Genomic DNA, 23,777 nt, shown 5'->3' with positions numbered 1-23,777 from the left:
CCCTCCGGAGAGCCGGAGTCCACTTTCCGTACAACCAATGCGCACACCTGTGCGTCGTGATCACGACAGCCTTCGCTCAGCTGTTCGCTCACGACTCAGAGGACCGAATGAACCCAGCCAGACGCACGACCGCGGCGGCCGCCGCGTCGGTCGTGCTCGTCACCGCGGCCGCGACCCTCACCGCCGCCGCGACCCCCGCGGCCGCCGCGGTCACCTGCTCCTCCCCGGTGTTCAAGCGGACGTTCTACGCGAACACCACCTTCTCCGGCACCCCGAAGCGGACCGACTGCGACAGCGTCGTCGACCAGAACTGGGGCACCGGCGCGCCCGCCTCGGGGCTGCCCGCGAACAACTTCGGCGTGCGCTGGAGCGTCACCCGCGACTTCGGCTCCGGCGGCCCCTTCACCCTCAGCGCGTCCGGCCTGGACGGCGTCCGGGTCTACCTGGACCCCGGCACGGCCGACGCCCGGAAGATCAGCCTGTGGACCAACGGCTCGTCGACCGTCTCCAAGACCGTCAACGTGACCATCCCCAGGGGCAAGCACACCCTGCGCGTCGACTACGTCAACTGGACGGGCAGTGCCAAGGTCACATTCGGCTATTCACCGCGCACTTCCGCGTCCGTGGACGCGGTCGATCCGCTCACGCCGGCGGGCGCCACCGTCTCCTACGACCGGGCGACCGGCAGGGCGAAGCTCACCTGGGCGAAGAACGCGGAGATGGACCTCGCCGGGTACCGCGTCTACCGGCGGGCGAAGGGCGGCTCGTACCCGGCCACGCCCCTCGCCACGACGACCTCCACCTCGTACACGGACGCCACCCTCCCGGTGACCGGCGCCGCCTACGAGTACTCCGTCCGCGCCTACGACAGGGCCGGCAACGAGTCCCCCGGAACGGCCGCACCGGCGGTCACCACCGCCGACCGGACGGCCCCCGCCGTCCCCGGCTCCCTGCGCACCGCGTCCGTCGGGGACGGGCTGTGGGTCACCTGGGGCACCGTCGAGGGCGCCGCCTCCTACCGCGTGTACCGGTCCGCGAGCGCGGACGGGACGTACACCCGGGTCGGCACCTCCACCGGGGACTCCCACACGGACACCACGGCCGTGCAGGACACCACCTACTACTACCGGGTGACCGCCCTCGACACGGCCGGCAACGAGTCCGCCCGCTCCGCCGCCGTCAGTGGCAAGCGCCGCGACGAGACCCCGCCGCCCCCGGTGACCGGCGTCGAGGTCACCCCGACCGAGTACGGCTTCCACGTCACCTGGGACCCCAGCCCGGCCGAGGACATCGCACGTTACGTCGTCCGCCGGGGCGAGCTGTGGGGCGACGAGGAGGAGCGGGTGTGCTCCCTCTCCGCCGGCTACTACGTCAGCGCCGACACCACCTCGTACGCATACCGGACCGAGCCGGACGGCGAGGAGAGCTGCTTCATCGTCGACGCCGTCGACTCCTCCTGGAACCACACCTTCGAGATGACCGGCGAGGCCCAGGTCGTCGTCGCGACGGAGCTGGACCTGACGCGGTGACCGCAGAAGCCGGGCCCGGCGAAACGGGCCCGGCTTCCCCAACCACTGGATCGCTTCACCAGAGCGAGACGTGGCACGGCACGACGAAGGGGCCGCGGGTGTGAAACCCGCGGCCCCTTGCGTGACTTGATCCGGCGTCAGTCGCCCTGCTGCCTCTTCGGGCGCCAGACGACCAGTGCGCTGGTCTGCTGGACCTCCTGGTACGGGACCAGGTCGCGGCGGTACGAGGCGTGGACCGCCGCTTCCCGCTGCTGCATCGCGGCCGCCGCGCCGTCGAGCGCCGACTGGAGGTCGGCCACCCTGCCCTGGAGGGCGGCGACCTGGTTCTCCAGTTCGATGATCCGCTTGATGCCGGCCAGGTTGATGCCCTCGTCCTGCGACAACTGCTGGACGGTGCGCAGCAGTTCGATGTCGCGGGCCGAGTACCGCCGGCCCCGGCCCGCGGTGCGGTCCGGGGAGACCAGGCCCAGCCGGTCGTACTGGCGCAGCGTCTGCGGGTGCAGGCCGGAGAGCTGGGCCGCCACCGAGATGACGTAGACCGGGGTCTCCTCGGTCAGTTCATACGGATTGCGTCGACGGCCTTCCATCTGGCATCAAGCTCCCTTCGCGGCCTGGAACAGCTCCGCCCGCGGGTCCTCACCCGCGGTCGCCTCGCGATACGCCTCCAGCGCTTCACGAGCCTTCCCCGTCACGTCCTTCGGAACACTCACCTCGACCGTGACGAGCAGATCGCCCCGGGTGCCGTCCTTGCGGACCGCGCCCTTGCCGCGGGCGCGCATGGTACGGCCGTTGGGGGTGCCGGGGGGCAGCTTGAGGGTGACCGGCGGGCCGCCCAGGGTGGGCACCCTGACCTCCCCGCCGAGCGCCGCCTCGGCGAACGTCACCGGGACGGTCACCGTGAGGTTGTCCTCCTTGCGGCCGAACACCGGGTGCGCGTCCACATGGACCGTGACGTACAGGTCGCCGGAGGGGCCGCCCCGCTCGCCGGGCGCGCCCTTGCCCCGCAGCCGGATGCGCTGGTTGTCGCTGACCCCGGCCGGGATGCGCACCTGCATGGTCCGCGAGGACTTGGCCCGGCCGCTGCCCTTGCAGATCTCGCAGGCGTCCTCGGCGATCAGGCCGCGGCCCTTGCAGTCCGGGCAGGGGTCGGTCAGCGAGAAGCCGCCGCCCGAGCCCCGGGCGACCTGTCCGGTGCCGACGCAGGTCGGGCAGACCCGGGGGTTGCCGTTCTTGTCGCCGGTGCCCGAACACGCCTTGCACGGGGACTGCGAGGACATCCGCAGGGGCACGGTCGCCCCCTCGATGGCCTCGGTGAAGGAGAGCGTGACCTCGGTGTCGATGTCCTGCCCGCGCCGCGGCTGCACCCGGCCGGTGCCGGAGCCACCCCGGTTGAACAGGCCCCCGAAGACGTCACCGAGTCCGCCGCCGAAGCCGCCGGCACCCTGCGCGCCGCCGCCCTGGGCGCCGCCTCCGAAGAGGTCGCCCAGGTCGAAGTTGAAGTTGCCGCCGCCCGCGCCCGGCCCCGGGCGGAACCCGCCGTTGCCGAACAGGGCGCGAGCCTCGTCGTACTCCTTGCGCTTCTTGGGGTCGCCGAGGACGTCGTTCGCCTCGGAGATCTCCTTGAAGCGCTCCTCGGCCTTGGCGTTGCCCTTGTTGGCGTCCGGGTGGAACTCGCGGGCGAGCTTCCGGTACGCCTTCTTGATCTCGGCCTCGGTGGCGTCCTTGGGGACGCCGAGGACCTTGTAGAAGTCCTTCTCGATGAAGTCCTTGGTGCTCATCCTCGACGTCCCTCCTTCCTCATCGGTTCAAGCTCAGCCCTCGTCCGGGCCACCGCTCTCCTTGTCGTCGCCCGCCTCCGCGGTTTCCGGGGAGTCCGCCTTGACGGTCTGGGCGCCGGGCTGCGGCTCGGCGACGGCCACCCGCGCGGGGCGGATGGTGCGCTCGCCGATGCGGTACCCCGGCTGGAGGATCGCGACGCAGGTCGTCTCGGTGACGTCCGGCGCGTAGCTGTGCATCAGGGCCTCGTGGATCGTCGGGTCGAAGGGCTCGCCCTCCTTGCCGAACTGCTGAAGACCCATCTTGGCCGCGACGGTCTCCAGCGACTCGCCGACGGACTTGAAGCCGCCGACGAACTCGCCGTGGTCCCGGGCGCGGCCGATGTCGTCGAGCACGGGCAGGAGCTCGGTCAGGAGGCTCGCGACGGCGATCTCCTTGACCGTGATCCGGTCCCGCTCCACGCGGCGGCGGTAGTTCTGGTACTCGGCCTGGAGCCGCTGGAGGTCCGCGGTGCGCTCACCGAGCGCGGTACGGACCTGGTCCAGCTGGGCGATCAGGCCGGCGTCTGCGGTTACGTCCCCGGCCGGGGCCGCCCCCTCGCCGTTGGGCGGGGTGGCGGCCTTCGGCTCGGCGTCTTCAGGGGTGGCGCCGGAGGGGACGTCGGGCTTCTCCTCGAAGCCCGGGGTCTCCTCCGTCACGCGGCACCGTCCTTGCGCTCGTCGTCGACGATCTCGGCGTCGACGACGTCGTCGTCGGCCTTCGGGGCGTCGGCGGACGCGCCGCCGGCGGCCTGGGCACCCTGGGCGTCGGCGTACATGGCCTGGCCCAGCTTCTGCGAGACCGCGGCGACCTTCTCGGTGGCGGTGCGGATCTCGGCGGTGTCCTCGCCCTTGAGCGCGGCCTTCAGCTCCTCGACGGAGGCCTCGACCTCGGTCTTGATGTCGCCGGGGACCTTGTCCTCGTTGTCCTTGAGGAACTTCTCCGTCTGGTAGACGAGCTGCTCGCCCTGGTTGCGGGTCTCGGCGGACTCGCGGCGGGCGTGGTCCTCCTCCGCGTACTTCTCGGCCTCTTCGCGCATCCGGTTGACCTCGTCCTTCGGCAGCGAGGAGCCACCGGTGACGGTCATCTTCTGCTCCTTGCCCGTGCCCAGGTCCTTCGCGGTCACGTGCATGATGCCGTTGGCGTCGATGTCGAAGGCGACCTCGATCTGCGGGACACCGCGCGGCGCCGGCGGCAGACCGGTCAGCTCGAACATCCCGAGCTTCTTGTTGTACGCCGCGATCTCGCGCTCGCCCTGGTAGACCTGGATCTGCACGGACGGCTGGTTGTCCTCGGCCGTCGTGAAGATCTCGGACCGCTTGGTCGGGATCGTGGTGTTGCGCTCGATGAGCTTGGTCATGATGCCGCCCTTGGTCTCGATACCGAGGGACAGCGGGGTGACGTCGAGGAGCAGGACGTCCTTGACCTCGCCCTTGAGGACACCGGCCTGGAGTGCGGCGCCGATGGCGACGACCTCGTCCGGGTTGACGCCCTTGTTGGCGTCCTTGCCGCCCGTCAGCTCGCGCACGAGCTCGGCGACGGCGGGCATCCGGGTCGAGCCGCCGACCAGGACGACGTGGTCGATCTCGCTGAGCGAGATGCCGGCGTCCTTGATGACGTTGTGGAACGGCGTCTTGCAGCGCTCCAGCAGGTCCGCGGTCAGCTGCTGGAACTGGGCGCGGGTGAGCTTCTCGTCGAGGTGCAGGGGGCCCTCGGCGGAGGCGGTGATGTAGGGGAGGTTGATCGAGGTCTCGGAGGACGAGGACAGCTCGATCTTCGCCTTCTCGGCGGCCTCGCGCAGACGCTGCAGCGCCATCTTGTCCTTGGCGAGGTCCACGCCGTGACCGGACTTGAACTGCTGCACCAGGTAGTCGACGACGCGCTGGTCCCAGTCGTCACCACCGAGGTGGTTGTCACCGTTGGTGGCCTTCACCTCGACGACGCCGTCGCCGATCTCCAGCAGCGAGACGTCGAAGGTGCCGCCGCCGAGGTCGAAGACGAGGATGATCTGCTCGTCCTTGTCGAGGCCGTAGGCCAGCGCGGCCGCGGTCGGCTCGTTGACGATGCGCAGCACGTTCAGACCGGCGATCTCGCCGGCCTCCTTCGTGGCCTGGCGCTCGGAGTCGTTGAAGTACGCGGGGACGGTGATGACCGCGTCGGTCACCTTCTCGCCCAGGTACGACTCGGCGTCGCGCTTGAGCTTCTGCAGGATGAACGCGGACATCTGCTGCGGGTTGAAGACCTTGCCGTCGAGCTCGATCTTCCAGTCGGTGCCCATGTGACGCTTCACCGAACGGATCGTCCGGTCCACGTTGGTGACCGCCTGACGCTTGGCCACCTCGCCGACGAGCACCTCGCCGTTCTTGGCGAAGGCGACGACGGACGGCGTGGTCCTGGCGCCCTCTGCGTTGGTGATGACGGTGGGCTCGCCGCCTTCAAGAACGCTGACGACGGAGTTAGTCGTGCCCAGGTCGATGCCGACCGCACGTGCCATGGTTGATTCCTCCAGCTGACTTGAGTGGAACGGACTCAAGTGTGCACGACCGGCCCCGCCCGGTCAACAGACCTGAGTCTGTGAGGCTCAACTCTTATCCGCTCCTTACGCGCAACCGGGCCCCGAGCTGCACGGACAGGGTCGGCGGGACCAGGGCGGAATGCGGAGGGGCCCCGTGCACCGCGGCTCCAAATTAGCGGCCTATGCACTAATTTGAGGTGAATAACGCGATCGCCTCTTAAGGCAACCCTCAGCGACACAGATCACCGAGGCGCTGGCTACAGTGCGGCGGAGGATGGGGGTAGTCTCAGACGGACTGCATAAGTTACCGCTTAGTAATTTCCCCGAAGAACCCTCGCAGGCCCGAGGAGCCTCCATGCAACTCGCCGCGATCATCGTGTCGATGGTCCTGATGGCAGTCGGCGTAGCCCTGTTCGGCCGAGCCGTGCTGCAGATCGTCCGCTTCATGATGCTCGGCCAGCCGCTCCCCGCCGGGGCCCGGACCGACGACCCCGTCCTGCGGACCATCACCCTGGCCAAGGAGTTCCTCGGCCACACCCGGATGAACCGCTGGGGCGTCGTCGGCATCGCGCACTGGTTCGTGGCGATCGGCTTCTACACGCTGCTGCTGACCATCGTGAACGCCGTCGGCCAGCTCTTCCAGGCCGACTGGCTGCTGCCGATCGTCGGCGAGTGGGCGCCGTACAACGTCTTCGTCGAGTTCATCGGCACCATGACGGTCCTCGGCATCCTCGTCCTGATCGCCGTGCGGCAGCTGTCGCGGCCGGGCGGCGCGGGCCGCAAGTCCCGGTTCGCCGGCTCCAACACCGGCCAGGCGTACTTCGTCGAGACGGTCATCCTGATCGTCGGTGTCTGCATCTTCATGCTGCACGCCCTCGAAGGCGCCCAGCACCACGTCGACAGCTACGAGGCGTCGTTCTTCATCTCGTACCCGGTCGTCTCGGCGCTGGAGGGCCTGGACCTCTCCACGCTCCAGAACCTCACCTACTTCTTCGCCGCGCTGAAGATCGCCGCCTCCTTCATCTGGATGATCACGGTCTCGCTGAAGACCGACATGGGTGTGGCCTGGCACCGCTTCCTCGGCTTCCCGAACATCTGGTTCAAGCGCAACGCCGACGGCGCCACCTCGCTGGGCGCGCTGCTGCCGATGACCTCGGGCGGCAAGCCGATCGACTTCGCGGACCCGGGCGAGGACGACGTCTTCGGCGTCTCCCAGGTCGAGCAGTTCTCCTGGAAGGGCCTGCTGGACTTCTCCACCTGCACCGAGTGCGGCCGCTGCCAGTCGCAGTGCCCCGCGTGGAACACCGGCAAGCCGCTCTCGCCGAAGCTCCTGATCATGTCGCTGCGCGACCACGCGCACGCCAAGGCCCCGTACCTGCTGGCCGGCGGCGGCAAGAACATGGAGGGCGAGGAGAAGGCGTCCGAGGAGCAGCTCAAGGACGTGCCCGCGGCCGCCCTCGCCGAGGCCGAGCGCCCCCTCATCGGCACCCTCGAGGAGAACGGCGTCATCGACCCGGACGTCCTGTGGTCCTGCACCACCTGCGGCGCCTGTGTCGAGCAGTGCCCGGTGGACATCGAGCACATCGACCACATCGTCGACATGCGCCGCTACCAGGTGATGATCGAGTCCGCGTTCCCGTCCGAGGCGGGCACGATGCTCAAGAACCTGGAGAAGAAGGGCAACCCCTGGGGCCTGGCGAAGAAGCAGCGCCTGGAGTGGCTCAAGGAGGTCGACTTCGAGGTCCCGGTCGTCGGCAAGGACATCGAGGACCTCTCCGAGGTCGAGTACCTCTACTGGGTCGGCTGCGCCGGCGCCCTGGAGGACCGCGCCAAGAAGACCACCAAGGCCTTCGCGGAGCTGCTGCACATGGCGGGCGTCAAGTTCGCGATCATGGGCGGCGACGAGAAGTGCACCGGTGACTCCGCCCGCCGCCTCGGCAACGAGCCCCTGTTCCAGGAGCTCGGCATGGAGAACGTCGCCGCGCTGAACATGGCGTTCGGCGAGGACGACGACGACCCGGAGACCAAGAAGCCGAAGTCGGCGAAGAAGATCGTCGCCACCTGCCCGCACTGCCTCAACACGATCGGCAACGAGTACCCGCAGCTCGGCGGCGACTACGAGGTCATCCACCACACCCAGCTGCTCCAGCACCTGGTGGACGAGGGCAAGCTGGTCCCGGTGACCCCGGTCGAGGGCATCATCACCTACCACGACCCCTGCTACCTGGGCCGTCACAACAAGATCTACACGCCTCCGCGCGAGATCATGACCGCCGTCCCGGGCCTGCGCCAGCAGGAGATGCACCGCCACAAGGAGCGCGGCTTCTGCTGCGGCGCCGGCGGCGCGCGGATGTGGATGGAGGAGCGGATCGGCAAGCGCATCAACAACGAGCGCGTGGACGAGGCCCTCTCCGTCAACCCCGACATCGTCTCGACGGCCTGCCCCTTCTGCCTGGTGATGCTCACGGACTCCGTGAACGGCAAGAAGAACGACGGCAAGGCCAAGGAGTCGATCCAGGTCGTCGACGTCGCCCAGCTGCTGCTGGAGTCGGTGAAGACCCCGGTCGACCCCGAGGACGCGGCGGAGACGGAGAACGAGCCGGAGCCGGAGCCGGTGAAGTAACCGCACCACGACGCACACGACGGATGCCCCCGCCTTCCCGGCGGGGGCATCCGTCCTTCCCGCCCGGGCCGTCGCGCCCGCCCGGGCCGTCTTTCTCACACCCGCCGTCCCTGTCGCATCCGCCGGGCCATCACGGACACTGTGGGAAGGGAACCGACCGGGAGGCAGCACACCGATGATCATCTTCGGCAGCAAGGGCTACCTGTACCAGCTCGCGATACTCACCCTGGTCTGCGGCCGGTGCGGCAACCCCGCCGCGCACACCCTGCGCAAGCGGGTCACGAAGTTCACGCTGTTCTTCGTGCCGCTGTTCCCCTTCTCCACCAAGTACTCCATGCAGTGCACCTTCTGCGGTGCCGAGCAGAACCTGGCGAAGGAGCAGGCCGAGCGGCTCCAGGAGCAGGCCGCCGGGACCGCCCAGCCGTACGGGCAGCCCCAGAACCAGCCCTACCGGTGACCGGCCCCACCGGTGACCGGTGGCCCGGCCGGCGGCCCACCGGTGACAGTCGGCCCGGTCAGTGACCCGCGGCCGGGCGCGCCGCCCCGGTCCGCAGCCGACGGGCCAGCAGGCCCAGGAACGTGGCGTTGACCAGGCCGGACCCGATCGTCGCCAGCGAGAAGACCAGCGTGGACAGCCACTCGATGCCCTGGAGCGGCATCGCCAGCGTCAGGGCGAGGAAGCTCAGCGGCGCCGTGGTGATGATCGGGTAGATACCGGCGAAGCCGGGGTCCTGGGAGAAGTGGACGGCGTAGACGAAGAAGCCGAGCGCCGCCGCGACCACCGCGAGGTAGGCGCGCGAGAGCCAGTTGTCCGTCGCGGGGGCCAGCAGGGTGCGGATCGCGCGGCGGGGGCGGGCGGAGCGCTTCATGTCGGGTCCTTTTTCCTGTTCGTTCGCCGGAGTGCGGGGGTCGTGCGCAGGGTCGTACGGGGAGTCGTCCGGAGCGGGCATCACGCGTGGCGCGCGGCGCGGCTCTCGCGGACGTGGTGGGTGAGGGCGCCCAGCGCGGCCGCGTTGAGCAGCGCGCTCAGCAGCAGCCAGCCGGCGAACCCGCCGACGGCCAGCGCCTCGACCGCCCCGCCGCCCTCGGTGCCGGGACCGACCGGCACGAAGATCGCCATGGTGGACAGCGGCGCCGTGAGCAGCACATGGGCCTGGGCGAGGGCGCTGTCCGGGGCGGCGATCGCGGCCGCCACCGAGCCGGCCATCAGCGCCCAGTAGCCGCGGGCGGGCCAGGTGTCGGTGGCCAGGGCGAGCAGTCGGCGTGCTCGGGAGTCCTTCGGCATCTCGCGGTCCCCTCCGGGTCGGTCCGTGGTTCGTTGGGTCCAGACTGGACCGGCGGGCGCGGCCGGACATGAGTACGAGTACTCAAGCGACGTGGCGCGGAACACCATCCCTGTCCGGGTAGCCACTGTCGCCCGCTCTCGAACACATGCATCATGTCGAGGTCGTTACCGGTGATGCTGACGAGAAGAGTGATGGGCGTGCGAAGCGGTCGGACCAGTTCTGCGGCGCTCGGCTGCTGCTCGGCCCTGCTCCTCCTCAGCGCCTGCGGGCCCGCCCAGCACCCCGCGGCCGGCGCGCCCTCGCCGACCGTGCGGGTCGCCCAGGGCACGGCCCGGCTGCCCGTACCGCGCGGCGACGGCAGCCGGGTCCAGGACGACTTCAACGGCGACGGCCACCGCGACCTCGTCCTCGACCAGTTGGCCAAGGCGCAGGCGCACGCCGACGACCCGGGCATCGGCATCGTCTACGGCGGTGCCCGCGGCCCGGTCCCGGCGACCCGTCAGCTGCTCTCCCCCGAGGAGTACGCCGCCGCCGTCGACGGGCAGCTGCCGGCCGTGTTCGAGGCGGAGGCCACCTGCGACCTCGACGGCGACGGCTTCACCGACCTGGTCGTCTCCACCGACCCGCCCTACGACGGCCAGGGCCAGCCGCCGGTCCCCCTCCAACTGCTCTTCGGCTCGCCGAAGGGCCTGGCCGGCAAGGCCGTCACCCTGGTCGTGCCGGGCCGGGCCCGCGTCGGCAACGACTGGCCCGACCAGCCGGTGTGCGGGGACTTCGACGGCGACGGCGTGCAGGACCTGGTCCTGCACGCCTCCGGCGGCCGGCTGAGCTTCCTGCGCGGCCCGTTCACCCGCGAGGGAAACGCCGAGGCGGCCGGCGACCCGATCCCCTCCCCGGGCAACATCCCCACCGGCCCCGCCACCGACGTCGACCGGGACGGCTACGACGACCTCCTCGTCCGTACCGCCGAGGGCTCCGGCCCCACCGCCGTGGTGCTCGGCGGACCGGCCGGACCGACCCGCACCGGGGCCACCCTGCCCTCCGGAATCGACGTGGCGGTCGGGAACTTCGGCAAGGGCAAGGCCCAGGACGCCGCCGTCGGCACCATGGGGGAAACGTCCCTGCGCTACGACCTGCCCACCGCCGCCCGCGCCGCCCTCGCCTCCCCCGGCTCGATGCTCGACGCCGCCGACTTCGACGGCGACGGACTCGCCGAACTCGTCTCCAGCGGCGCCCGGCTGCGCCTCTTCCCCGGCCGTGCGGCAGGACTCGCCACCGACCCGGTCACCGTGGAACCCCCCGGCACCGGAACCACCCGCGTGGTGTCGGTGGCGGACCTCGACGGCGACGGACGGGCGGACCTGACCGTCCGGACGTACCGGAGCGAGACCCGCGACCTCGTCGCCGTCTACCCGGGGAACGAACGGGGCCTGATCGCCGCGAAACCCACGGTCACCTTCACCACGGCGGCCTTCCTCGGCCACTGAGCCACACCCCGGTCACAGGTGATTCAAAAAATAACCGAACTCACGTACAACCCTCGGCCGTACATGCGGGTCTCCTGATCGCCGACCGAGATGTGAAGCCCGGGACGACTCCCGGAGAACACGACCGGCCGCGCCCCCATCGACTGTGGACGCCCCGCCGGGCGTCCCCGCATGCCGCAGGAGAACCCGCATGCACCAGACAGTGCGACTCGCCCTCGCGACGGCCACCGCTGCCGCGCTGACGGGCGGGCTGCTCACCTTCACGGCCGCCACCGCGACCGCCGCGGACTCGACCGTCGTCGCGCAGGCCGACTTCAACAACGACGGCTACGGCGACGTCGCCTTCTCCGCGTACGCCTCGTACGTGAACGGCAAGAAGCACGCCGGCCAGGTCGTCGTCCTCTACGGCACCGCCACCGGAATCTCGTCCGCCAAGCGCTCCACCATCAGCCAGAACACCGCCGGTGTGCCCGGCACCGCCGAGACGGGCGACCTGTTCGGCTCTGAGATGGAGTACGCCGACTTCAACGGCGACGGGTACGACGACATCGCCGTCGCCTCCATGGGCGAGGACATCGGCTCGGACACCGACGCCGGCAGCCTCGCGATCCTGTGGGGATCGGCCTCCGGCATCACCGGCAAGGGCTCCACCGTCGCCGACCCGACCCCCTCCTCGCACGACCACTGGGGTCAGAACCTGGCCGCCGGCGACTTCGACGGGGACGGGAAGACCGACCTGGCCGTAGGCACCAACATCGCCACCGTCCAGGTCCTCAAGGGCGGCTTCCCCGGCACGGGCACCCCCGGCGGCCGCTACACGTTCAAGCCCCCGATCCTGGGCTCGGAGGCGGACGGCCCGGTCAACCTGACCGCCGGCGACGTCAACGGCGACGGCCGCACCGACGTGGTCGTGGACGGCTTCGAGACCCAGACCGACTACGGCTGGAACACCAACTACTTCGTCCCCGGCTCCGCCGGCGGCCTGACCACGTCCGGCATCCGGACCCTGAAGCCCGGCGTCATCACCGCCATCGGCGACATCGACCAGGACGGCTACGGCGACATCGTCAGCGGCGCCCAGTGGAACGCCACCACCGAGAACGGAACGGCCATCCCCAACTCCGCCAAGGGCGGCAAGGTCTGGGTGACGTACGGCACCGTCGACGGCCCCGGCACCGCCACCGGCATCACCCAGGACACCGGCAACGTCCCCGGCACCTCCGAGGGCAACGACTGGTTCGGCTACGAGCTGGACCTCGGCGACATCAACGGCGACGGCTTCCTCGACCTGGCCATCGGCGTCGCGGGCGAGAACATCGGCTCCGCCGTCAACACCGGTGCGGTCACCGTCCTCTACGGCACCGCGAGCGGCCTGAACACCACCTCCGGGGGCCAGTCCTTCGCCCAGTCCACCGCCGGCGTCCCCGGCAGCGACGAGGACGACGACCTGTTCGGCATGGACGTCAAGCTCGACGACGTCACCGGCGACGGCCGCTCCGACCTGGTCGTCGGCTCCGGCGAGAACGCCGGCAACGGCGCCGTCACCTACCTGCCCTCCAGCGGTACGAAGATCACCACCACCGGTTCCCGGACCGTCTCGCCGAGCACCTCTGGCGTCTCGACGACCGGCACCCCGCAGTTCGGCGCGATCTTCGCCGACTGACCGGCCGCACCGCCACCACGGGCCCGCACCCCCGCGTGCGGGCCCCCTACCGGAGCCACGTCTTGCGCACTCTCGTGATCGCCGCCGCCCTCACCACCGGCGTGCTCACCGCCCTGCCCGCCACCCCCGCCGCCGCCGCGCCCTCCGGGCTCGCGAGCGACTTCAACGGCGACGGCTACCGCGACCTCGCCATCGGCGCGCTGGCCGCCGACGTCGGCTCCGCGCGCAGCGCCGGGGCCGTGGTCGTGCTGTACGGCACGGCGTCGGGGGTGTCCGGCGCCAAGAAGGCCGTGATCACCCAGAACTCCGCCGGCGTCCCCGGCGCAGCGGAGACCGACGACCGCTTCGGCGTGAGCCTGGCGGCCGGCGACCTGAACGCCGACGGCTACGCGGACCTGGTCGTCGGCTCCGAGTTCGAGAGCATCGGCACCCGCCAGGGCGTCGGCTCCGTCACCGTCCTGTGGGGCGGGGCGTCCGGACTGAGCGGCGGCTCCGGCCTGCCCCAGCCGAGCGCCGAGGAGCTCTCCGAGTGGGGCGGCTACGGCCGCGGCGTCGCCACCGGCGACTTCGACGGTGACGGGAAGACGGACGTCACCGCCACCGGCCAGACCCACACCCGCCTCTTCCGCGGCCCCTTCACCCGCACCGGCACCCCGCTCACCCATCAGGGCGTCGGCGAGCTGGGCAGCACCTACGAGGTGATCGCCGGCGACCTGACCGGCGACAAGAAGGCCGAGCGCGTGTACCCGTTCCCGGTCGACGGCGACGAGGGCGGCGACATCCGCTACTTCCGCCACGACCCCGGCAACTGGGACGCGCACCCCGAGTCCGACTACGCCATGGTCGAGCTGCCCGGGGCCGACGGCGAGCCCGGCGCCGTCGGCGACATCAACGGCGACGGCTACGGCGACCTCGTCCTCGGCGACTACGCCGGCCCCGACAGCCGCAAGGGCGGCCGCGTCTCCGTCTGGTACGGCGGCCCCCAGGGCCCCGACCCCGCGCAGACCCCCACCGTCGTCCACCAGGACACCCCGGGCGTGCCCGGCACCGACGAGGAGGCCGACCTGTTCGGCTCCGCCGTCGACGTCGGCGACATCAACGGCGACAAGTACGCCGACGTCGTCGTCGGCGCCTGGGGCGAGGACATCGGCACCGCCCGCGACGCCGGCTCGGTGACCGTCCTGTTCGGCTCGGCCCAGGGCCTGACGGCCACCGGCGCCACGTCGTACACCCAGAACACCGCGGGCGTGCCCGGCACCGCCGAGAAGGGCGACGCCTTCGGCATCTCCGTCCGGCTGCTCGACCTCGACAAGAACGGCAGGGCCGACCTGGTCACCGGCGCCGGCTACGAGAACACGAACGGCTCCGTCACCTACCTGCGGGGCTCCGCCACCGGCCTGACCACCACCGGAGCCACCTCGCTCACCGCCGCCGGCGCCGGCCTCAAGGGCAGCACCTTCGGCTGGGCCCTCGCCAGGTGACGCACCCGCCACGGCCCCGCACCCACTCCGGGCCCTGACGCGCCACCCAGGAGCCCGACCTCCCCCGAGCCCGACAGGAGACCCCCGTCATGACCCGACGCACCGCCGCCGCGCTCGCCGCCACCCTGCTGGCGACCGGCGTCACCCCCCTGTTCCTCTCCGCGCCCGCCTCGGCGGCCGTCGCCAGGTACTCCGACGACTTCAACGGCGACGGCCACCGCGACCTCGCCTACGGCGGTCACAACGACGTCGACCGGACCGGCGGCACCGTCACCGTCGTCTACGGCACCGCCACCGGCCCGGACACCGCGCACCCCCAGCGCCTCCACCAGGACTCCGCGGGCATCCCCGGCACCGGCGAGGAGGACGACCAGTTCGGTGCCTCCCTCGCCAGTGCCGACCTCAACAAGGACGGCTACGCCGACCTGGTCGTCGGCAACCCGACCGAGCACGTGGGCAGCCAGCGCTACCGCGGCTCGGTGACCATCGTCTGGGGCTCGAAGTCGGGCCTGTCCGGCGGCACGAACGTCGCCCCGCGCACCGGCTCTGACGGCCACTTCGGCGCCGACGTCGCCACCGGGGACTTCACCGGGGACGGCTCGCCCGACCTCGCCGTGATCGGCGGCATGGAGACCTGGCTGTACCGGGGCGCGTTCACCAGGTCCGGCACCACCGGCACCGTCAGCAAGATCGACAAGACGGGCGCGGGCTGGTACTCGTACGGCCTCGCCGCCGGCAAGGTCAACGGCGACGGGAAGACGGACCTCGTCGTCCTCGGCGAGCAGTTCGTGAACAACACCCCCGTCGAGCGGGTCTGGTTCCTCAAGGGCGCCGCCGGCGGGCTGACCTCGGGCGCCTCCAAGACGGTCGCCGCGGGCAGCGCCGCGATCGGCGACTTCGACAAGGACGGCTACGGCGACATCGCCCTCGGCCGCCCCGACTCCAACGACGGCATGGGCTCGCTCGTGGTCTGGCGCGGCACCGCCTCCGGCCCGAGCGGTTCGCACACCTACAACCAGGCCAGCTCCGGTGTCTCCGGCAGCCGTGAGCGGGACGACAACTTCGGCTACGCCGTCGCGGCCGGCGACGCCGACGGCGACGGGTACGCGGACCTCGCGGTGGGCGTCCCGCACGAGGACGTCGGCTCCAACGAGGACCAGGGCGGCGTGCACCTCTTCCGCGGCGGCCCCGGCGGCCTGACCGGCACGCGCTCCACCTGGGTCGCACAGACCGTCACCGGTGCCGACGGGGCGTACGCCGCCTTCGGCCACACCCTGCGTCTGCGGGACCTGACCAAGGACGGCAAGGCCGACCTGGGCGTGGGCGCGGCGGGCGGCGGCGTGCTCCTGCGGGGCGCCTCGGGCGGTACGACGACGAGCGGCGCGTTCACCCTGCCGGAACTGGGCGGCTCCTTCCAGGACTGACGCCCGCGGGACCCCTGGCCCAACCCCCGTTCCCCCTTAGGGGATGTCACAGCTCGGCAGCAAAGCCGGGCCCGGACCACCGGGCCCGGCACACCGTCCGCCGGGACCAGGTACGTTCGAAGACGTGGCTGGATTCAGGATCGGACGCGGCGGCCGGGACAACCGGACCCCGCAAGCGCGACCGCAACAACCTCCGTACGGGCAGCAGGGGCCGTCGTACGGCTACCCCCCGCCCCCGCAGCAGCCGTACGGCGGCGGCTACGGCGGCCAGGGCGGTGGTCACGGCGGACCCGGCGGCGGCTACGGCGGACACGGCGAGCCCGAGTACTTCGGCAACGACGGCCGGCACCCGCAGGGACACGGCGGACCGGACCCGTACGCGGCGAACAACCCGGGCCACACCCAGGCGTTCTCCGTCCACGACGACCCGTACAACCAGGGCGGGACCTACCAGGCGGGCGCGGTGCCGATCGGCCCCCGGCTGCCCTGGAAGGAACTCCTCAAGGGCATCTTCCTCTCCCCCTCGCGGACCTTCCTGCAGATGCGGGACTACCCGGTGTGGGGCCCCGCCCTGATCGTGTCGTTCCTCTACGGCCTGCTCGCGGTGTTCGGCTTCGACGACACCCGCTCGGACGCGATCAACGCGACCCTGTCGAACGCGATCCCCATCGTCCTGACCACGGGCGTGGCGATGGTGCTCTCCTCGTTCGTCCTGGGCGTGGTCACCCACACCCTGGCCCGCCAGCTCGGCGGCAACGGCGCCTGGCAGCCCACGGTCGGCCTCTCCATGCTGATCATGTCCCTGACGGACGCGCCGCGTCTGCTGGTGGCCATGTTCTTCGGCGGCGACGCGACCTTCGTCCAGCTCCTGGGCTGGGCCACCTGGGTGGCGGCCGGCGCCCTGCTGACGGTGATGGTCAGCCGCTCCCACGACCTGCCGTGGCCCAAGGCGCTGGGCGCCTCCGCGATCCAGCTGCTGGCCCTGCTGTCGATCGTGAAACTGGGCACGTTCTAGCCGTCTCACCAGCGACGAGAGGGGCTCCCGGCGTCTGACGCCGGGAGCCCCCTTCGTAGCGCTACGGCCGCTGCCGGAGCCGGTCGACGATCGCCCACTGCTCGACGTGCGAGATCTGGGTGTACGTCTTCTTCCCGGACCGCGAGGTCCGCTCGTCGCGGAAGCCGAGGAACGCGTACGACTCCGGGTCGAAGATCAGGTACTTGTCCTGCGAGAACTCGCTCTCGGGATACGAGATCCCCACCCCCGGGCGCCCCGCGGAGTCCTTCATCCCCGGCGTCGCCCTGACCCCGGGGACCAGCGCCAGCGCCTCGTACGCGGCGGGGCGCAGCCCCTCGGGCAGGACCGGCCACTTCAGCAGCTCGCCGAGCATGAAGTAGCCGTCGTACCAGTCCCAGTCGGTGAACTCGCCGAGCGACTTGCCGGACGTACCCGAGCCGATGATGCGAAGGAGCTTCTCGGGGTCGGTGGGCAGTTTCTCCAGCTCGCTCCACTTCCTGGGCGGCCACACGCTGCTGCTCTCGCCCAGGGGCTTCTCCCAGATCACCCGGCCCAGTTCCATGGTCAGGGAGCGCCGGGAGCCGTCCACCGAGTCCCAGTTCTCGTCCGTGTAACTCCTGACCTCGCCGGTGCCGCGCTCCGTCTCCTGGATGATCCGCTTCGAGTAGATGAACTGGTCGTCGCGCGGGGCCCGGGGCCGCTCCCGCCCGCTCTCCCAGGCGGCCGCCCCGTTCAGCACCGTCGCGGCGGCGGCGTTGTGCATCCGGGGCGTGCTCGCGCCGCCGCCCTTTTCGGAGTCTCCTTCCGCGATCAGTACCGCGGTGCCGGTGACCGCCAGGGCGACCACCGCGGCCGTCGCCAGGCGCAGCGCGTGGCGGCGGGTGGGGGCGGCGGGGTTCCGCCCGGCGCGCGCCATGGTGTTGAGCAGGCGGTGGCGGGCCGCCGCCCGGGCCGGTTCGGTGAGCGGGGCCGCGTCCGCGTCCCACTCCCGCAGGAGTTCGAGTTCGTCACTCATGGCCGGATGCCTCTCGCAGGGTCGTCGGATCGGATCCGCCCAACGCTTCGCGCACTTTGCCGCGGGCCCGGTGCAGCCGTGACCGGACCGTGCCGACGGGCACACCGAGGGCCTCGGCCGCCTCCTCGTAGCCGAGACCGCCCCACGCCACCAGCAGCAGTACGTCCCGGTGGCGCGCGGGCAGCGCGGCCAGGGCCGCCGCCAGCTCGCGGCGCACGGCCTGCGCCCCCACCCGGGCCGCCGCCCGGTCGGCGAGCGGCTCCTCGTGGTCGGCGGGCGCCGGGACCCGGGACATGGCCCTGAACCGGCGGGCCTCGGCCCGGCGGTGCCGGCCGACCAGGTTGGTCGCGATGCCGAGCAGCCACGGCCGGGCGTCGTCGCCGGGGGCGCGCGCCGGGTCGTAGCGCAGCCGCTGCTGGAAGGCGGTGGTGAAGGTCTCGGCCATGAGGTCGTCGGCCGGCTCGCTGCCGAGCCTGCGGGCCAGATAGCGGTGCACCGCGTCGGCGTGCCGGTCGAAGAGCACGGCGAACGCCTCGGGCTCGTCCCGGGACCGCGCTATCACCGAGGCATCTCTCTCCGCCCCCGTGCGGACGCCTGGCTCGACGGTCATCGGGGCTCCTCTCGTCCTGGGATCGCTTCGAAGACTTGGGCTTTCACCCGTCCTTCGCCGATCCCCCGGATCGAGTTCCCGCCGGACTCCCCGGGTCGTGTCAGGGCGGCGACGCCCGCCTCGACATCAGCGCGACCGTGTACGGACCCGCTCGCCCGAGGTGTCGAGTGCGCCCACGGCCGCGTGGAGATGAGCCGGACCGCGACGCGCCCCTTCTCCCGCGCACCACCAGGACAGCCGCTCCCGCGCGTCCTCCCTCGGATGCATGCCCAGGCCGTGCTCGGGACACAGGGGCCACGCCTGCCACAGCAGCTCCACGACCGTCTCCTGCGCGGCATCGGCGACGCCCGCCAGCGCGGAGGCAGGGCTGTCCCGCGAGTTCGGGTCCAGGTGGTTGCCGTGCCACTCGCCGTCGGCCGTGGCGACGTACACGTCCTCCGGCTCATCCGCGTCGTGGGACGGAAGGGCCAGCAGGCGCAGGGGTTCCAGCCGGGGAAGCGTCACCGCCAGGTCCCGGTTCAGAAGCGCGAGCGCCCGGTCCCACACGGGGTACTCGCCCGGCGGGACGCGACGGGTCAGAGCGCTTCCTTCGACGGCGCGACGGGCTCCCCCGACTTACGCACCACCGGCAGCACACTCCACGGGAAGTTGATCCAGGCGTCCGTCCGCCGCCACACGTACTCGCACTTCACGAGCGAGTGCGACTTCTCGTAGATGACGGCGGAGCGCACCTCGGCGACGTGGTCGAGGCAGAAGTCGTGCACCAGCTTGAGCGTCTTGCCGGTGTCGGCGACGTCGTCGGTGATCAGGACCTTCTTGTCGGAGAAGTCGATGGCGTTGGGAACGGGCGCGAGCATGACGGGCATGTCGAGGGTCGTCCCCACCCCCGTGTAGAACTCGACGTTCACCAGATGGAGGTTCTTGCAGTCGAGGGCGTAGGCGAGACCGCCGGCCACGAAGACGCCGCCGCGCGCGATGGACAGGACGATGTCGGGCACGTACCCGTCGTCGGCGATGGTCTGCGCGAGTTCGCGGACGGCGACGCCGAACCGCTCGTAGGTCAGGTTCTCCCGTGCGGTCGCGTCGCTCATGCCGTCACTCACACCTGGGTCCGATGGAAGTTGAGGAAGGACCGCGAGGCGGTCGGCCCCCGCTGCCCCTGGTACCGGGACCCGTACCGCTCGCTGCCGTAGGGGGCCTCGGCGGGCGAGGTGAGCCGGAACATGCACAGCTGGCCGATCTTCATCCCCGGCCACAGCTTGATCGGCAGCGTGGCGAGGTTGCTCAGCTCCAGGGTGACGTGCCCGGAGAAACCTGGGTCGATGAAGCCGGCGGTGGAGTGGGTGACGAGGCCGAGGCGGCCGAGGGAGCTCTTGCCCTCAAGACGCGAGGCGAGATCGTCGGGCAGGGAGATGACCTCGTAGGTGGAGGCGAGGACGAACTCACCGGGGTGGAGGATGAACGGCTCGTCGCCCTCCGGCTCCACCAGCCGCGTCAGGTCGCTCTGCTCGATGGAGGGGTCGATGTGGGGGTACCGGTGATTCTCGAACACCCGGAAGTACCGGTCGAGACGTACGTCGATGCTGGACGGCTGCACCATGGATTCGTCGTAGGGATCGATCCGTACCCGTCCGGCGTCGATCTCGGCCCGGATGTCCTTGTCTGAGAGAAGCACGCCCCGAGGATACGCAAGGTGCGCGGACCGACCGCAACCGGACGGCGCCGCGCACCTCTGCTCCTGCTTCCGCTACTGCTGCTTCTCCAAAGTCACCTGGACGACGCTGCGAAGCCGGGCACAACGCGGACACCGGACCAGCCGTCCGGGACCGAGCCGCTCGGCCTGCTGCATCGGGAACGAAGCGGTGCTGAAGACGTGCCCCTCGGCACATCGGACGACGGTGCGCTCCATCAAGTCCTTCGAGTCCCTTCCCCAAGAGCCGCGCCCGGCTGCTGCCCGCCGGGCGACGAAAGGCCACATTACGGGATCAAAGGGACGGCTCTCCAGACGGCACCCCGGTCCCGCCCGGACCCTCTCCCACGCCCCCACCGTACGCCCCAACTCCGGCCGCCCGCAGCCGCATCCCACCCCTGAAACGCCGTCAGACCCCACGGTCCGAGCACCGGGGGTCTGCCATGAGGTACAGTGAGCGAGCATTCGACACCGAGCTGATCGGCGTCTTACGCGGGTGTAGTTTAATGGTAGAACATCAGCTTCCCAAGCTGAGAGCGCGAGTTCGATTCTCGTCACCCGCTCCATGTGAAACCCCCAGGTCTATGACCCGGGGGTTGTTTGCTGTCTAGACCAGTGAGATATCCGCGCACCACATCCGCACCATAGGAACTCGGCCAGCTTCCGGTGGGTTTCTCGCTGTGGTGGGCAGAGTCGTCCGTGTGGCGCTTCGCACGCTCCGAGCGGACCATGCCGTCGAGGCCGGCCGCCACGTCCCGCCGCCGCTCCTCGTCGGAGTGCTGATGGATCAGCGCAGCCTTCTCGGAGGACTGGCCCGCGCGGACCATCGTGTCCTTGAGAGTGGCACCCGAACGGGTTGAGAGCGTGTGCCCAGTGTGGCGGAGGTCGTAGAAGCGGAAGCCGTCGGGGAGACCGGCGGCTACCCGTGCCCGGCACCACTTCCGCCCGAAGGAGGTCCGCCGGAACGGCGCCCCCTTCTCACCGACGAACACCAGGCCGTCAGACCCTTGCTCGGCGAACCAGGCGAGGTGCTGCCCCACCTCCTTGTGGAGGAAGGCCGGGAGTACGACCGCGCGGACACCCGCACCGGACTTGGTCTCTCCCGGCGCGCGCCTGCCGTTGGTCCGTTCCGGCTCCGCAACGCGCACGCGGACCACGAGGTGCTCTGCGTCGATGTCTCGTCGGCGGCCGCCGAGGCTCCAAGGGGTGCGGATCATCCGGCGCGACCCGATATCGACGGATCAAGCACCAATTCCGGGATGAACATCGGGAGAAAACGACCTCTTAGAGGTCGTTTTCACCCAGGATGCGTCACTATCGTCTGGCTTTTGTCTCACGAGGCTGCTGCGTTGGTGAGGTCACCGGTGCGGCCGGAGCCTGATGGTCGGGTGGGGTGACGGTTGGGGCAGGGGTCGGCTTGTACCTGTCTCATCCCAAAACGCTCCGGAATCCGGACGAGCTTCCGTCCGCCCCGCCTTCGCGCCTGGGCGCACTCACGTCCTGGCAGTACGCCCAGGTCATGACGAACCGTCGCCCCTATCCAAGTGATCTGTCCGATGCCCGCTGGGCATTGATCGAGCCGGTCCTGGCCGCCTGGCGGGCCGAGCGACGGCGCCACGCCCTGAACATCGGGCGCCCGCCCGAGCACGACCTGCGCGAGATCATGAACGCGATCCTCTACGTGGACCGGACCGGGGTGCAGTGGCGCTACCTCCCGCACGACTTCCCGCCCTGGGAGACGGTTTACGGCTACTTCGCCAAATGGGAGAAGGGCGGGGTGTTCACCCAGCTCAACGGCCTCCTCAGGGAGTTGGTGCGGAAGAAGGAGGGCCGGAACGCGAGCCCGTCGGCCTGTGTGATCGACGCGCAGAGCGTCAAGACCTCCACCAGCGTTCCCCTCTCCGGCCAGGGCATCGACGCCGGGAAGAAGATCGTCGGCAGGAAACGGAGCATCGTGACCGACACCCTCGGTCTCCTGCTTGCGGTGCTGGTCACCGCGGCCAGTGTCCAGGACTCCGTCGCCGGCACCCACCTGATCGACCATGTGGCCGCCACCCACTCCACGGTCCGCAAGGTCTGGGTCGACGGCGGCTACCGCCAACACCTCGTCGAGCACGCCGCCACACTCGGCATCGACCTGGAAATCGTCCAACGCACGCCCGGGACCAGGGGTTTCACCCCCTGCCCAAGCGCTGGACCGTGGAGCGGACCTACGGCTGGCTGCTGCTCCACCGCCGCTTGGCCCGCGACTACGAGACCCTGCCCGCCCGCTCCGAAGCCATGATCCACCTCGCCATGACCGACCTCATGGCCCGCCGCCTCACCGGCGAGGCCACCATCTCCTGGCGCGACCCGACATCAACGGACCAAACACCAATTCCGGGATGAAACATCGGGAGAAAACGACCTCTTACGGCGAGCGGCCAAGGTGCACCGCTCAATGCGGTGTGGAGCGGGGCCGCCAGTGTGCACCGAGCGGAGTTGAACATGTTCAACTTTCGTGGCAGCGTGAGCGCTTGACGATCTGGTGTGCGAAGCAGCCAGGGTTTGGCGTACGCAAGGGGGAGTCATGCGTGATGAACGAGGGCCAGTCGCTGCGGGGTTGCGTGAAGTGGTCTTGGCGGTCGCGGTGCTGACGCTGGCCACGGGGTGCATATGGCAGCCGCAGACACTGGCTCGGGCCGACATCGTAGGCACCTGGACCGAGGGCGATACCGGGACCCTGCTCTTCAAGGACGACGGCACCGTCGTCGCAACCGACCTTGCCGAGTTCAATAACGACGGCGACAAGGTGTCGGAGTGCAGCGGCACCGGCGAGTGGGGCGCGTATCCCGACGACAAGGAAGCGGAGCAGGTGTGGACCACCGTCTGCGACGGCAACCCGTGGGAATTCAGCGGCTCGGAGGCGCATCCGAAGATGCGGCGCAGCGTGGGAGATCCTGATAACGGGGACTACCAGACCCTCAGCCGCAAGTAGCGGAAGCCGCCCGGCGCGTCCAGCCCGCCATCCAGGTGCACCCAGAGGTGGCCACGAAGATGATCGCAGCCAGCACCTCCCGATCCCCATGCCGACGCCGGCCACCGCCCTGAGGACGTTCCGGCGCGGGCGACACCACGCGTTCGAACAACTCTCACAAGCCGTCCGGCATCATCCGCTGCACAAGCCCAGTCGTCACCACACCAGACGGCCGGAAGATCACACCACCCGAAATGGCGTCTAACTGAGTGACAACGCGGACGGACACCAGCGGACAACGATGCACACCTGTGGACCAACTCCGCAGGCGGCAGGCGCGGCAGACCGAGGCCGAGCGGCCGTCCAAGTTGCTTCGGGACGAAGCGGTCGCTTCGTTAGGCCGCCCCGCGTGACCGACGACGCCCCGGCCTGCCCCGAGTACCACCCCCGCGAAGTCCGGTGGCCTTGTCCTCGTCGAACGAGAGGACGATGGCCGGCGGACCTGCCGGGCACTGTGACGATGTGCCGGGCGGCATCTCTGGTGGAGCTGGACGGACCGGCCGGACGAACCGTCATAGGCCATGCGGCTGCCGGCTCGAAGGCCAGAGTGTGGCATCGGCTGCACTGACAGGGGCGGGGGGCGCCGGGGGGGGGGGGGGGGGGGCCGG

At 70.6% G+C, this 23,777-nt stretch carries 22 protein-coding genes, 1 tRNA gene and 2 pseudogenes; 12 read left to right on the top strand and 13 right to left on the bottom strand.

Annotation, left to right across the window (positions count from 1 at the left end):
• Positions 1 to 107 precede the first annotated feature (107 nt).
• Positions 108 to 1,529: a fibronectin type III domain-containing protein gene (locus ABT296_RS11315; protein WP_351925714.1), complete on the top strand. Its 1,422-nt coding sequence runs from the start codon at positions 108 to 110 to the stop codon at positions 1,527 to 1,529.
• A 137-nt stretch (positions 1,530 to 1,666) separates the two neighbouring features.
• On the opposite strand, the gene ABT296_RS11310 is transcribed toward ABT296_RS11315, so the two are convergent.
• Genes ABT296_RS11310 through dnaK form a run of 4 tightly spaced genes read right to left on the bottom strand, consistent with a single transcriptional unit; the run spans position 1,667 to position 5,838 of the window.
• Positions 1,667 to 2,116: a heat shock protein transcriptional repressor HspR gene (locus ABT296_RS11310; RefSeq protein WP_351925712.1), complete on the bottom strand. Its 450-nt coding sequence runs from the start codon at positions 2,114 to 2,116 to the stop codon at positions 1,667 to 1,669.
• A gap of 6 nt (positions 2,117 to 2,122) precedes the next feature.
• A complete protein-coding gene (dnaJ, locus tag ABT296_RS11305) occupies positions 2,123 to 3,307 on the bottom strand; it encodes a molecular chaperone DnaJ (protein ID WP_351925710.1) in 1,185 nt (394 codons plus the stop codon).
• Positions 3,308 to 3,340: 33 nt separating this feature from the next.
• Complete coding sequence (grpE, locus tag ABT296_RS11300) at positions 3,341 to 4,003, bottom strand: nucleotide exchange factor GrpE (protein ID WP_351925708.1); 663 nt, start codon at positions 4,001 to 4,003, stop codon at positions 3,341 to 3,343.
• Complete coding sequence (gene dnaK, locus ABT296_RS11295; protein ID WP_351925706.1) at positions 4,000 to 5,838, bottom strand: molecular chaperone DnaK; 1,839 nt, start codon at positions 5,836 to 5,838, stop codon at positions 4,000 to 4,002. Before dnaK ends, grpE begins: the two co-directional genes overlap by 4 nt.
• A 376-nt stretch (positions 5,839 to 6,214) precedes the next feature.
• Here dnaK and ABT296_RS11290 point away from each other — a divergent pair, with 376 nt between their 5' ends.
• Together ABT296_RS11290 and ABT296_RS11285 are read left to right on the top strand one after the other, a co-directional pair.
• Positions 6,215 to 8,482, top strand: a complete 2,268-nt coding sequence (locus ABT296_RS11290) for a (Fe-S)-binding protein (protein WP_351925704.1) — start codon at positions 6,215 to 6,217, stop codon at positions 8,480 to 8,482.
• A gap of 175 nt (positions 8,483 to 8,657) precedes the next feature.
• Positions 8,658 to 8,939, top strand: a complete 282-nt coding sequence (locus tag ABT296_RS11285) for a zinc-ribbon domain-containing protein (protein WP_351925702.1) — start codon at positions 8,658 to 8,660, stop codon at positions 8,937 to 8,939.
• Positions 8,940 to 8,997: 58 nt separating this feature from the next.
• Here ABT296_RS11285 and ABT296_RS11280 read toward each other — a convergent pair whose 3' ends face one another.
• A complete protein-coding gene (locus ABT296_RS11280; protein WP_351925700.1) occupies positions 8,998 to 9,351 on the bottom strand; it encodes an SCO4225 family membrane protein in 354 nt (117 codons plus the stop codon).
• A gap of 80 nt (positions 9,352 to 9,431) precedes the next feature.
• Positions 9,432 to 9,767 carry an SCO4225 family membrane protein gene (locus tag ABT296_RS11275; RefSeq protein ID WP_351925698.1) on the bottom strand — a complete coding sequence of 112 codons (336 nt, stop codon included), beginning with the start codon at positions 9,765 to 9,767 and terminating at the stop codon, positions 9,432 to 9,434.
• Between the two features lie 192 nt (positions 9,768 to 9,959).
• Here ABT296_RS11275 and ABT296_RS11270 point away from each other — a divergent pair, with 192 nt between their 5' ends.
• The 5 genes from ABT296_RS11270 (at position 9,960) to ABT296_RS11250 (ending at position 16,838) form a co-directional block, all read left to right on the top strand.
• Positions 9,960 to 11,255 carry an FG-GAP repeat domain-containing protein gene (locus tag ABT296_RS11270; protein ID WP_351925696.1) on the top strand — a complete coding sequence of 432 codons (1,296 nt, stop codon included), beginning with the start codon at positions 9,960 to 9,962 and terminating at the stop codon, positions 11,253 to 11,255.
• Between the two features lie 190 nt (positions 11,256 to 11,445).
• Positions 11,446 to 12,918 (top strand): VCBS repeat-containing protein, encoded by a 1,473-nt coding sequence (locus tag ABT296_RS11265; protein ID WP_351925694.1) that lies wholly within the window; start codon positions 11,446 to 11,448, stop codon positions 12,916 to 12,918.
• A gap of 62 nt (positions 12,919 to 12,980) precedes the next feature.
• Positions 12,981 to 14,399 carry an FG-GAP-like repeat-containing protein gene (locus ABT296_RS11260; protein ID WP_351925692.1) on the top strand — a complete coding sequence of 473 codons (1,419 nt, stop codon included), beginning with the start codon at positions 12,981 to 12,983 and terminating at the stop codon, positions 14,397 to 14,399.
• An 89-nt stretch (positions 14,400 to 14,488) separates the two neighbouring features.
• A complete protein-coding gene (locus ABT296_RS11255; protein WP_351925690.1) occupies positions 14,489 to 15,823 on the top strand; it encodes an FG-GAP and VCBS repeat-containing protein in 1,335 nt (444 codons plus the stop codon).
• 43 nt (positions 15,824 to 15,866) lie between these two features.
• Positions 15,867 to 16,838: a Yip1 family protein gene (locus tag ABT296_RS11250; protein WP_351925688.1), complete on the top strand. Its 972-nt coding sequence runs from the start codon at positions 15,867 to 15,869 to the stop codon at positions 16,836 to 16,838.
• A gap of 61 nt (positions 16,839 to 16,899) precedes the next feature.
• Here ABT296_RS11250 and ABT296_RS11245 read toward each other — a convergent pair whose 3' ends face one another.
• The 5 genes from ABT296_RS11245 to dcd form a co-directional block, all read right to left on the bottom strand.
• The gene (locus tag ABT296_RS11245) at positions 16,900 to 17,853 is read right to left on the bottom strand and encodes a CU044_5270 family protein (RefSeq protein WP_351925686.1); all 954 of its coding nucleotides are present in this window, start codon (positions 17,851 to 17,853) and stop codon (positions 16,900 to 16,902) included.
• The gene (locus tag ABT296_RS11240) at positions 17,846 to 18,463 is read right to left on the bottom strand and encodes an RNA polymerase sigma factor (protein ID WP_351925684.1); all 618 of its coding nucleotides are present in this window, start codon (positions 18,461 to 18,463) and stop codon (positions 17,846 to 17,848) included. Before ABT296_RS11240 ends, ABT296_RS11245 begins: the two co-directional genes overlap by 8 nt.
• A 126-nt stretch (positions 18,464 to 18,589) precedes the next feature.
• Positions 18,590 to 18,967, bottom strand: a complete 378-nt coding sequence (locus ABT296_RS11235; protein WP_351925682.1) for a hypothetical protein — start codon at positions 18,965 to 18,967, stop codon at positions 18,590 to 18,592.
• 71 nt (positions 18,968 to 19,038) lie between these two features.
• Entirely contained in the window at positions 19,039 to 19,554 is a 516-nt protein-coding gene (locus tag ABT296_RS11230; protein ID WP_351925680.1) for a phosphoribosyltransferase, read from the bottom strand.
• 8 nt (positions 19,555 to 19,562) lie between these two features.
• Positions 19,563 to 20,138 carry a dCTP deaminase gene (dcd, locus tag ABT296_RS11225; protein WP_351925678.1) on the bottom strand — a complete coding sequence of 192 codons (576 nt, stop codon included), beginning with the start codon at positions 20,136 to 20,138 and terminating at the stop codon, positions 19,563 to 19,565.
• Between the two features lie 507 nt (positions 20,139 to 20,645).
• Here dcd and ABT296_RS11220 point away from each other — a divergent pair.
• Positions 20,646 to 20,719, top strand: a tRNA-Gly gene (locus tag ABT296_RS11220).
• Between the two features lie 120 nt (positions 20,720 to 20,839).
• Here ABT296_RS11220 and ABT296_RS11215 read toward each other — a convergent pair.
• Positions 20,840 to 21,346, bottom strand: a pseudogene (locus tag ABT296_RS11215) (site-specific integrase); the annotation flags it as partial.
• Between the two features lie 326 nt (positions 21,347 to 21,672).
• Between ABT296_RS11215 and ABT296_RS11210 the strand changes: the two are divergent.
• From ABT296_RS11210 to ABT296_RS11205, 3 genes are all read left to right on the top strand, one after another.
• Complete coding sequence (locus tag ABT296_RS11210) at positions 21,673 to 22,437, top strand: IS5 family transposase (RefSeq protein WP_502977233.1); 765 nt, start codon at positions 21,673 to 21,675, stop codon at positions 22,435 to 22,437.
• Positions 22,353 to 22,541 carry a hypothetical protein gene (locus tag ABT296_RS38720; RefSeq protein WP_502977229.1) on the top strand — a complete coding sequence of 63 codons (189 nt, stop codon included), beginning with the start codon at positions 22,353 to 22,355 and terminating at the stop codon, positions 22,539 to 22,541. The genes ABT296_RS11210 and ABT296_RS38720 overlap by 85 nt, the downstream gene beginning before the upstream one ends.
• A gap of 181 nt (positions 22,542 to 22,722) precedes the next feature.
• Entirely contained in the window at positions 22,723 to 23,130 is a 408-nt protein-coding gene (locus tag ABT296_RS11205; RefSeq protein WP_351925676.1) for a hypothetical protein, read from the top strand.
• 31 nt (positions 23,131 to 23,161) lie between these two features.
• Here ABT296_RS11205 and ABT296_RS11200 read toward each other — a convergent pair.
• Positions 23,162 to 23,281: pseudogene (locus ABT296_RS11200) on the bottom strand (IS5/IS1182 family transposase); the annotation flags it as partial.
• Positions 23,282 to 23,777 lie beyond the last annotated feature (496 nt).

Source organism: Streptomyces sp. NPDC000983 (genome assembly GCF_040299205.1).
Taxonomy (GTDB): Bacteria; Actinomycetota; Actinomycetes; order Streptomycetales; family Streptomycetaceae; genus Streptomyces.
Note: the sequence above shows the minus strand (reverse complement) of the source record. Positions and strands in the feature narration are given on the sequence as shown.

Bases quoted from the DNA above. Each gene is read 5' to 3' on its own strand.
- ABT296_RS11250 (WP_351925688.1), top strand. From the start codon at position 15,867: ATGTCACAGCTCGGCAGCAAAGCCGGGCCCGGACCACCGGGCCCGGCA.
- ABT296_RS11245 (WP_351925686.1), bottom strand. From the start codon at position 17,853: ATGAGTGACGAACTCGAACTCCTGCGGGAGTGGGACGCGGACGCGGCC.
- dnaJ (WP_351925710.1), bottom strand. From the start codon at position 3,307: ATGAGCACCAAGGACTTCATCGAGAAGGACTTCTACAAGGTCCTCGGC.
- ABT296_RS11265 (WP_351925694.1), top strand. From the start codon at position 11,446: ATGCACCAGACAGTGCGACTCGCCCTCGCGACGGCCACCGCTGCCGCG.
- ABT296_RS11275 (WP_351925698.1), bottom strand. From the start codon at position 9,767: ATGCCGAAGGACTCCCGAGCACGCCGACTGCTCGCCCTGGCCACCGAC.
- ABT296_RS11240 (WP_351925684.1), bottom strand. From the start codon at position 18,463: ATGACCGTCGAGCCAGGCGTCCGCACGGGGGCGGAGAGAGATGCCTCG.
- ABT296_RS11255 (WP_351925690.1), top strand. From the start codon at position 14,489: ATGACCCGACGCACCGCCGCCGCGCTCGCCGCCACCCTGCTGGCGACC.
- ABT296_RS11270 (WP_351925696.1), top strand. From the start codon at position 9,960: ATGGGCGTGCGAAGCGGTCGGACCAGTTCTGCGGCGCTCGGCTGCTGC.
- ABT296_RS11290 (WP_351925704.1), top strand. From the start codon at position 6,215: ATGCAACTCGCCGCGATCATCGTGTCGATGGTCCTGATGGCAGTCGGC.
- ABT296_RS11285 (WP_351925702.1), top strand. From the start codon at position 8,658: ATGATCATCTTCGGCAGCAAGGGCTACCTGTACCAGCTCGCGATACTC.
- ABT296_RS11315 (WP_351925714.1), top strand. From the start codon at position 108: ATGAACCCAGCCAGACGCACGACCGCGGCGGCCGCCGCGTCGGTCGTG.
- ABT296_RS11205 (WP_351925676.1), top strand. From the start codon at position 22,723: ATGCGTGATGAACGAGGGCCAGTCGCTGCGGGGTTGCGTGAAGTGGTC.
- ABT296_RS11310 (WP_351925712.1), bottom strand. From the start codon at position 2,116: ATGGAAGGCCGTCGACGCAATCCGTATGAACTGACCGAGGAGACCCCG.
- ABT296_RS11210 (WP_502977233.1), top strand. From the start codon at position 21,673: ATGACGAACCGTCGCCCCTATCCAAGTGATCTGTCCGATGCCCGCTGG.
- dnaK (WP_351925706.1), bottom strand. From the start codon at position 5,838: ATGGCACGTGCGGTCGGCATCGACCTGGGCACGACTAACTCCGTCGTC.
- ABT296_RS11280 (WP_351925700.1), bottom strand. From the start codon at position 9,351: ATGAAGCGCTCCGCCCGCCCCCGCCGCGCGATCCGCACCCTGCTGGCC.
- ABT296_RS11230 (WP_351925680.1), bottom strand. From the start codon at position 19,554: ATGAGCGACGCGACCGCACGGGAGAACCTGACCTACGAGCGGTTCGGC.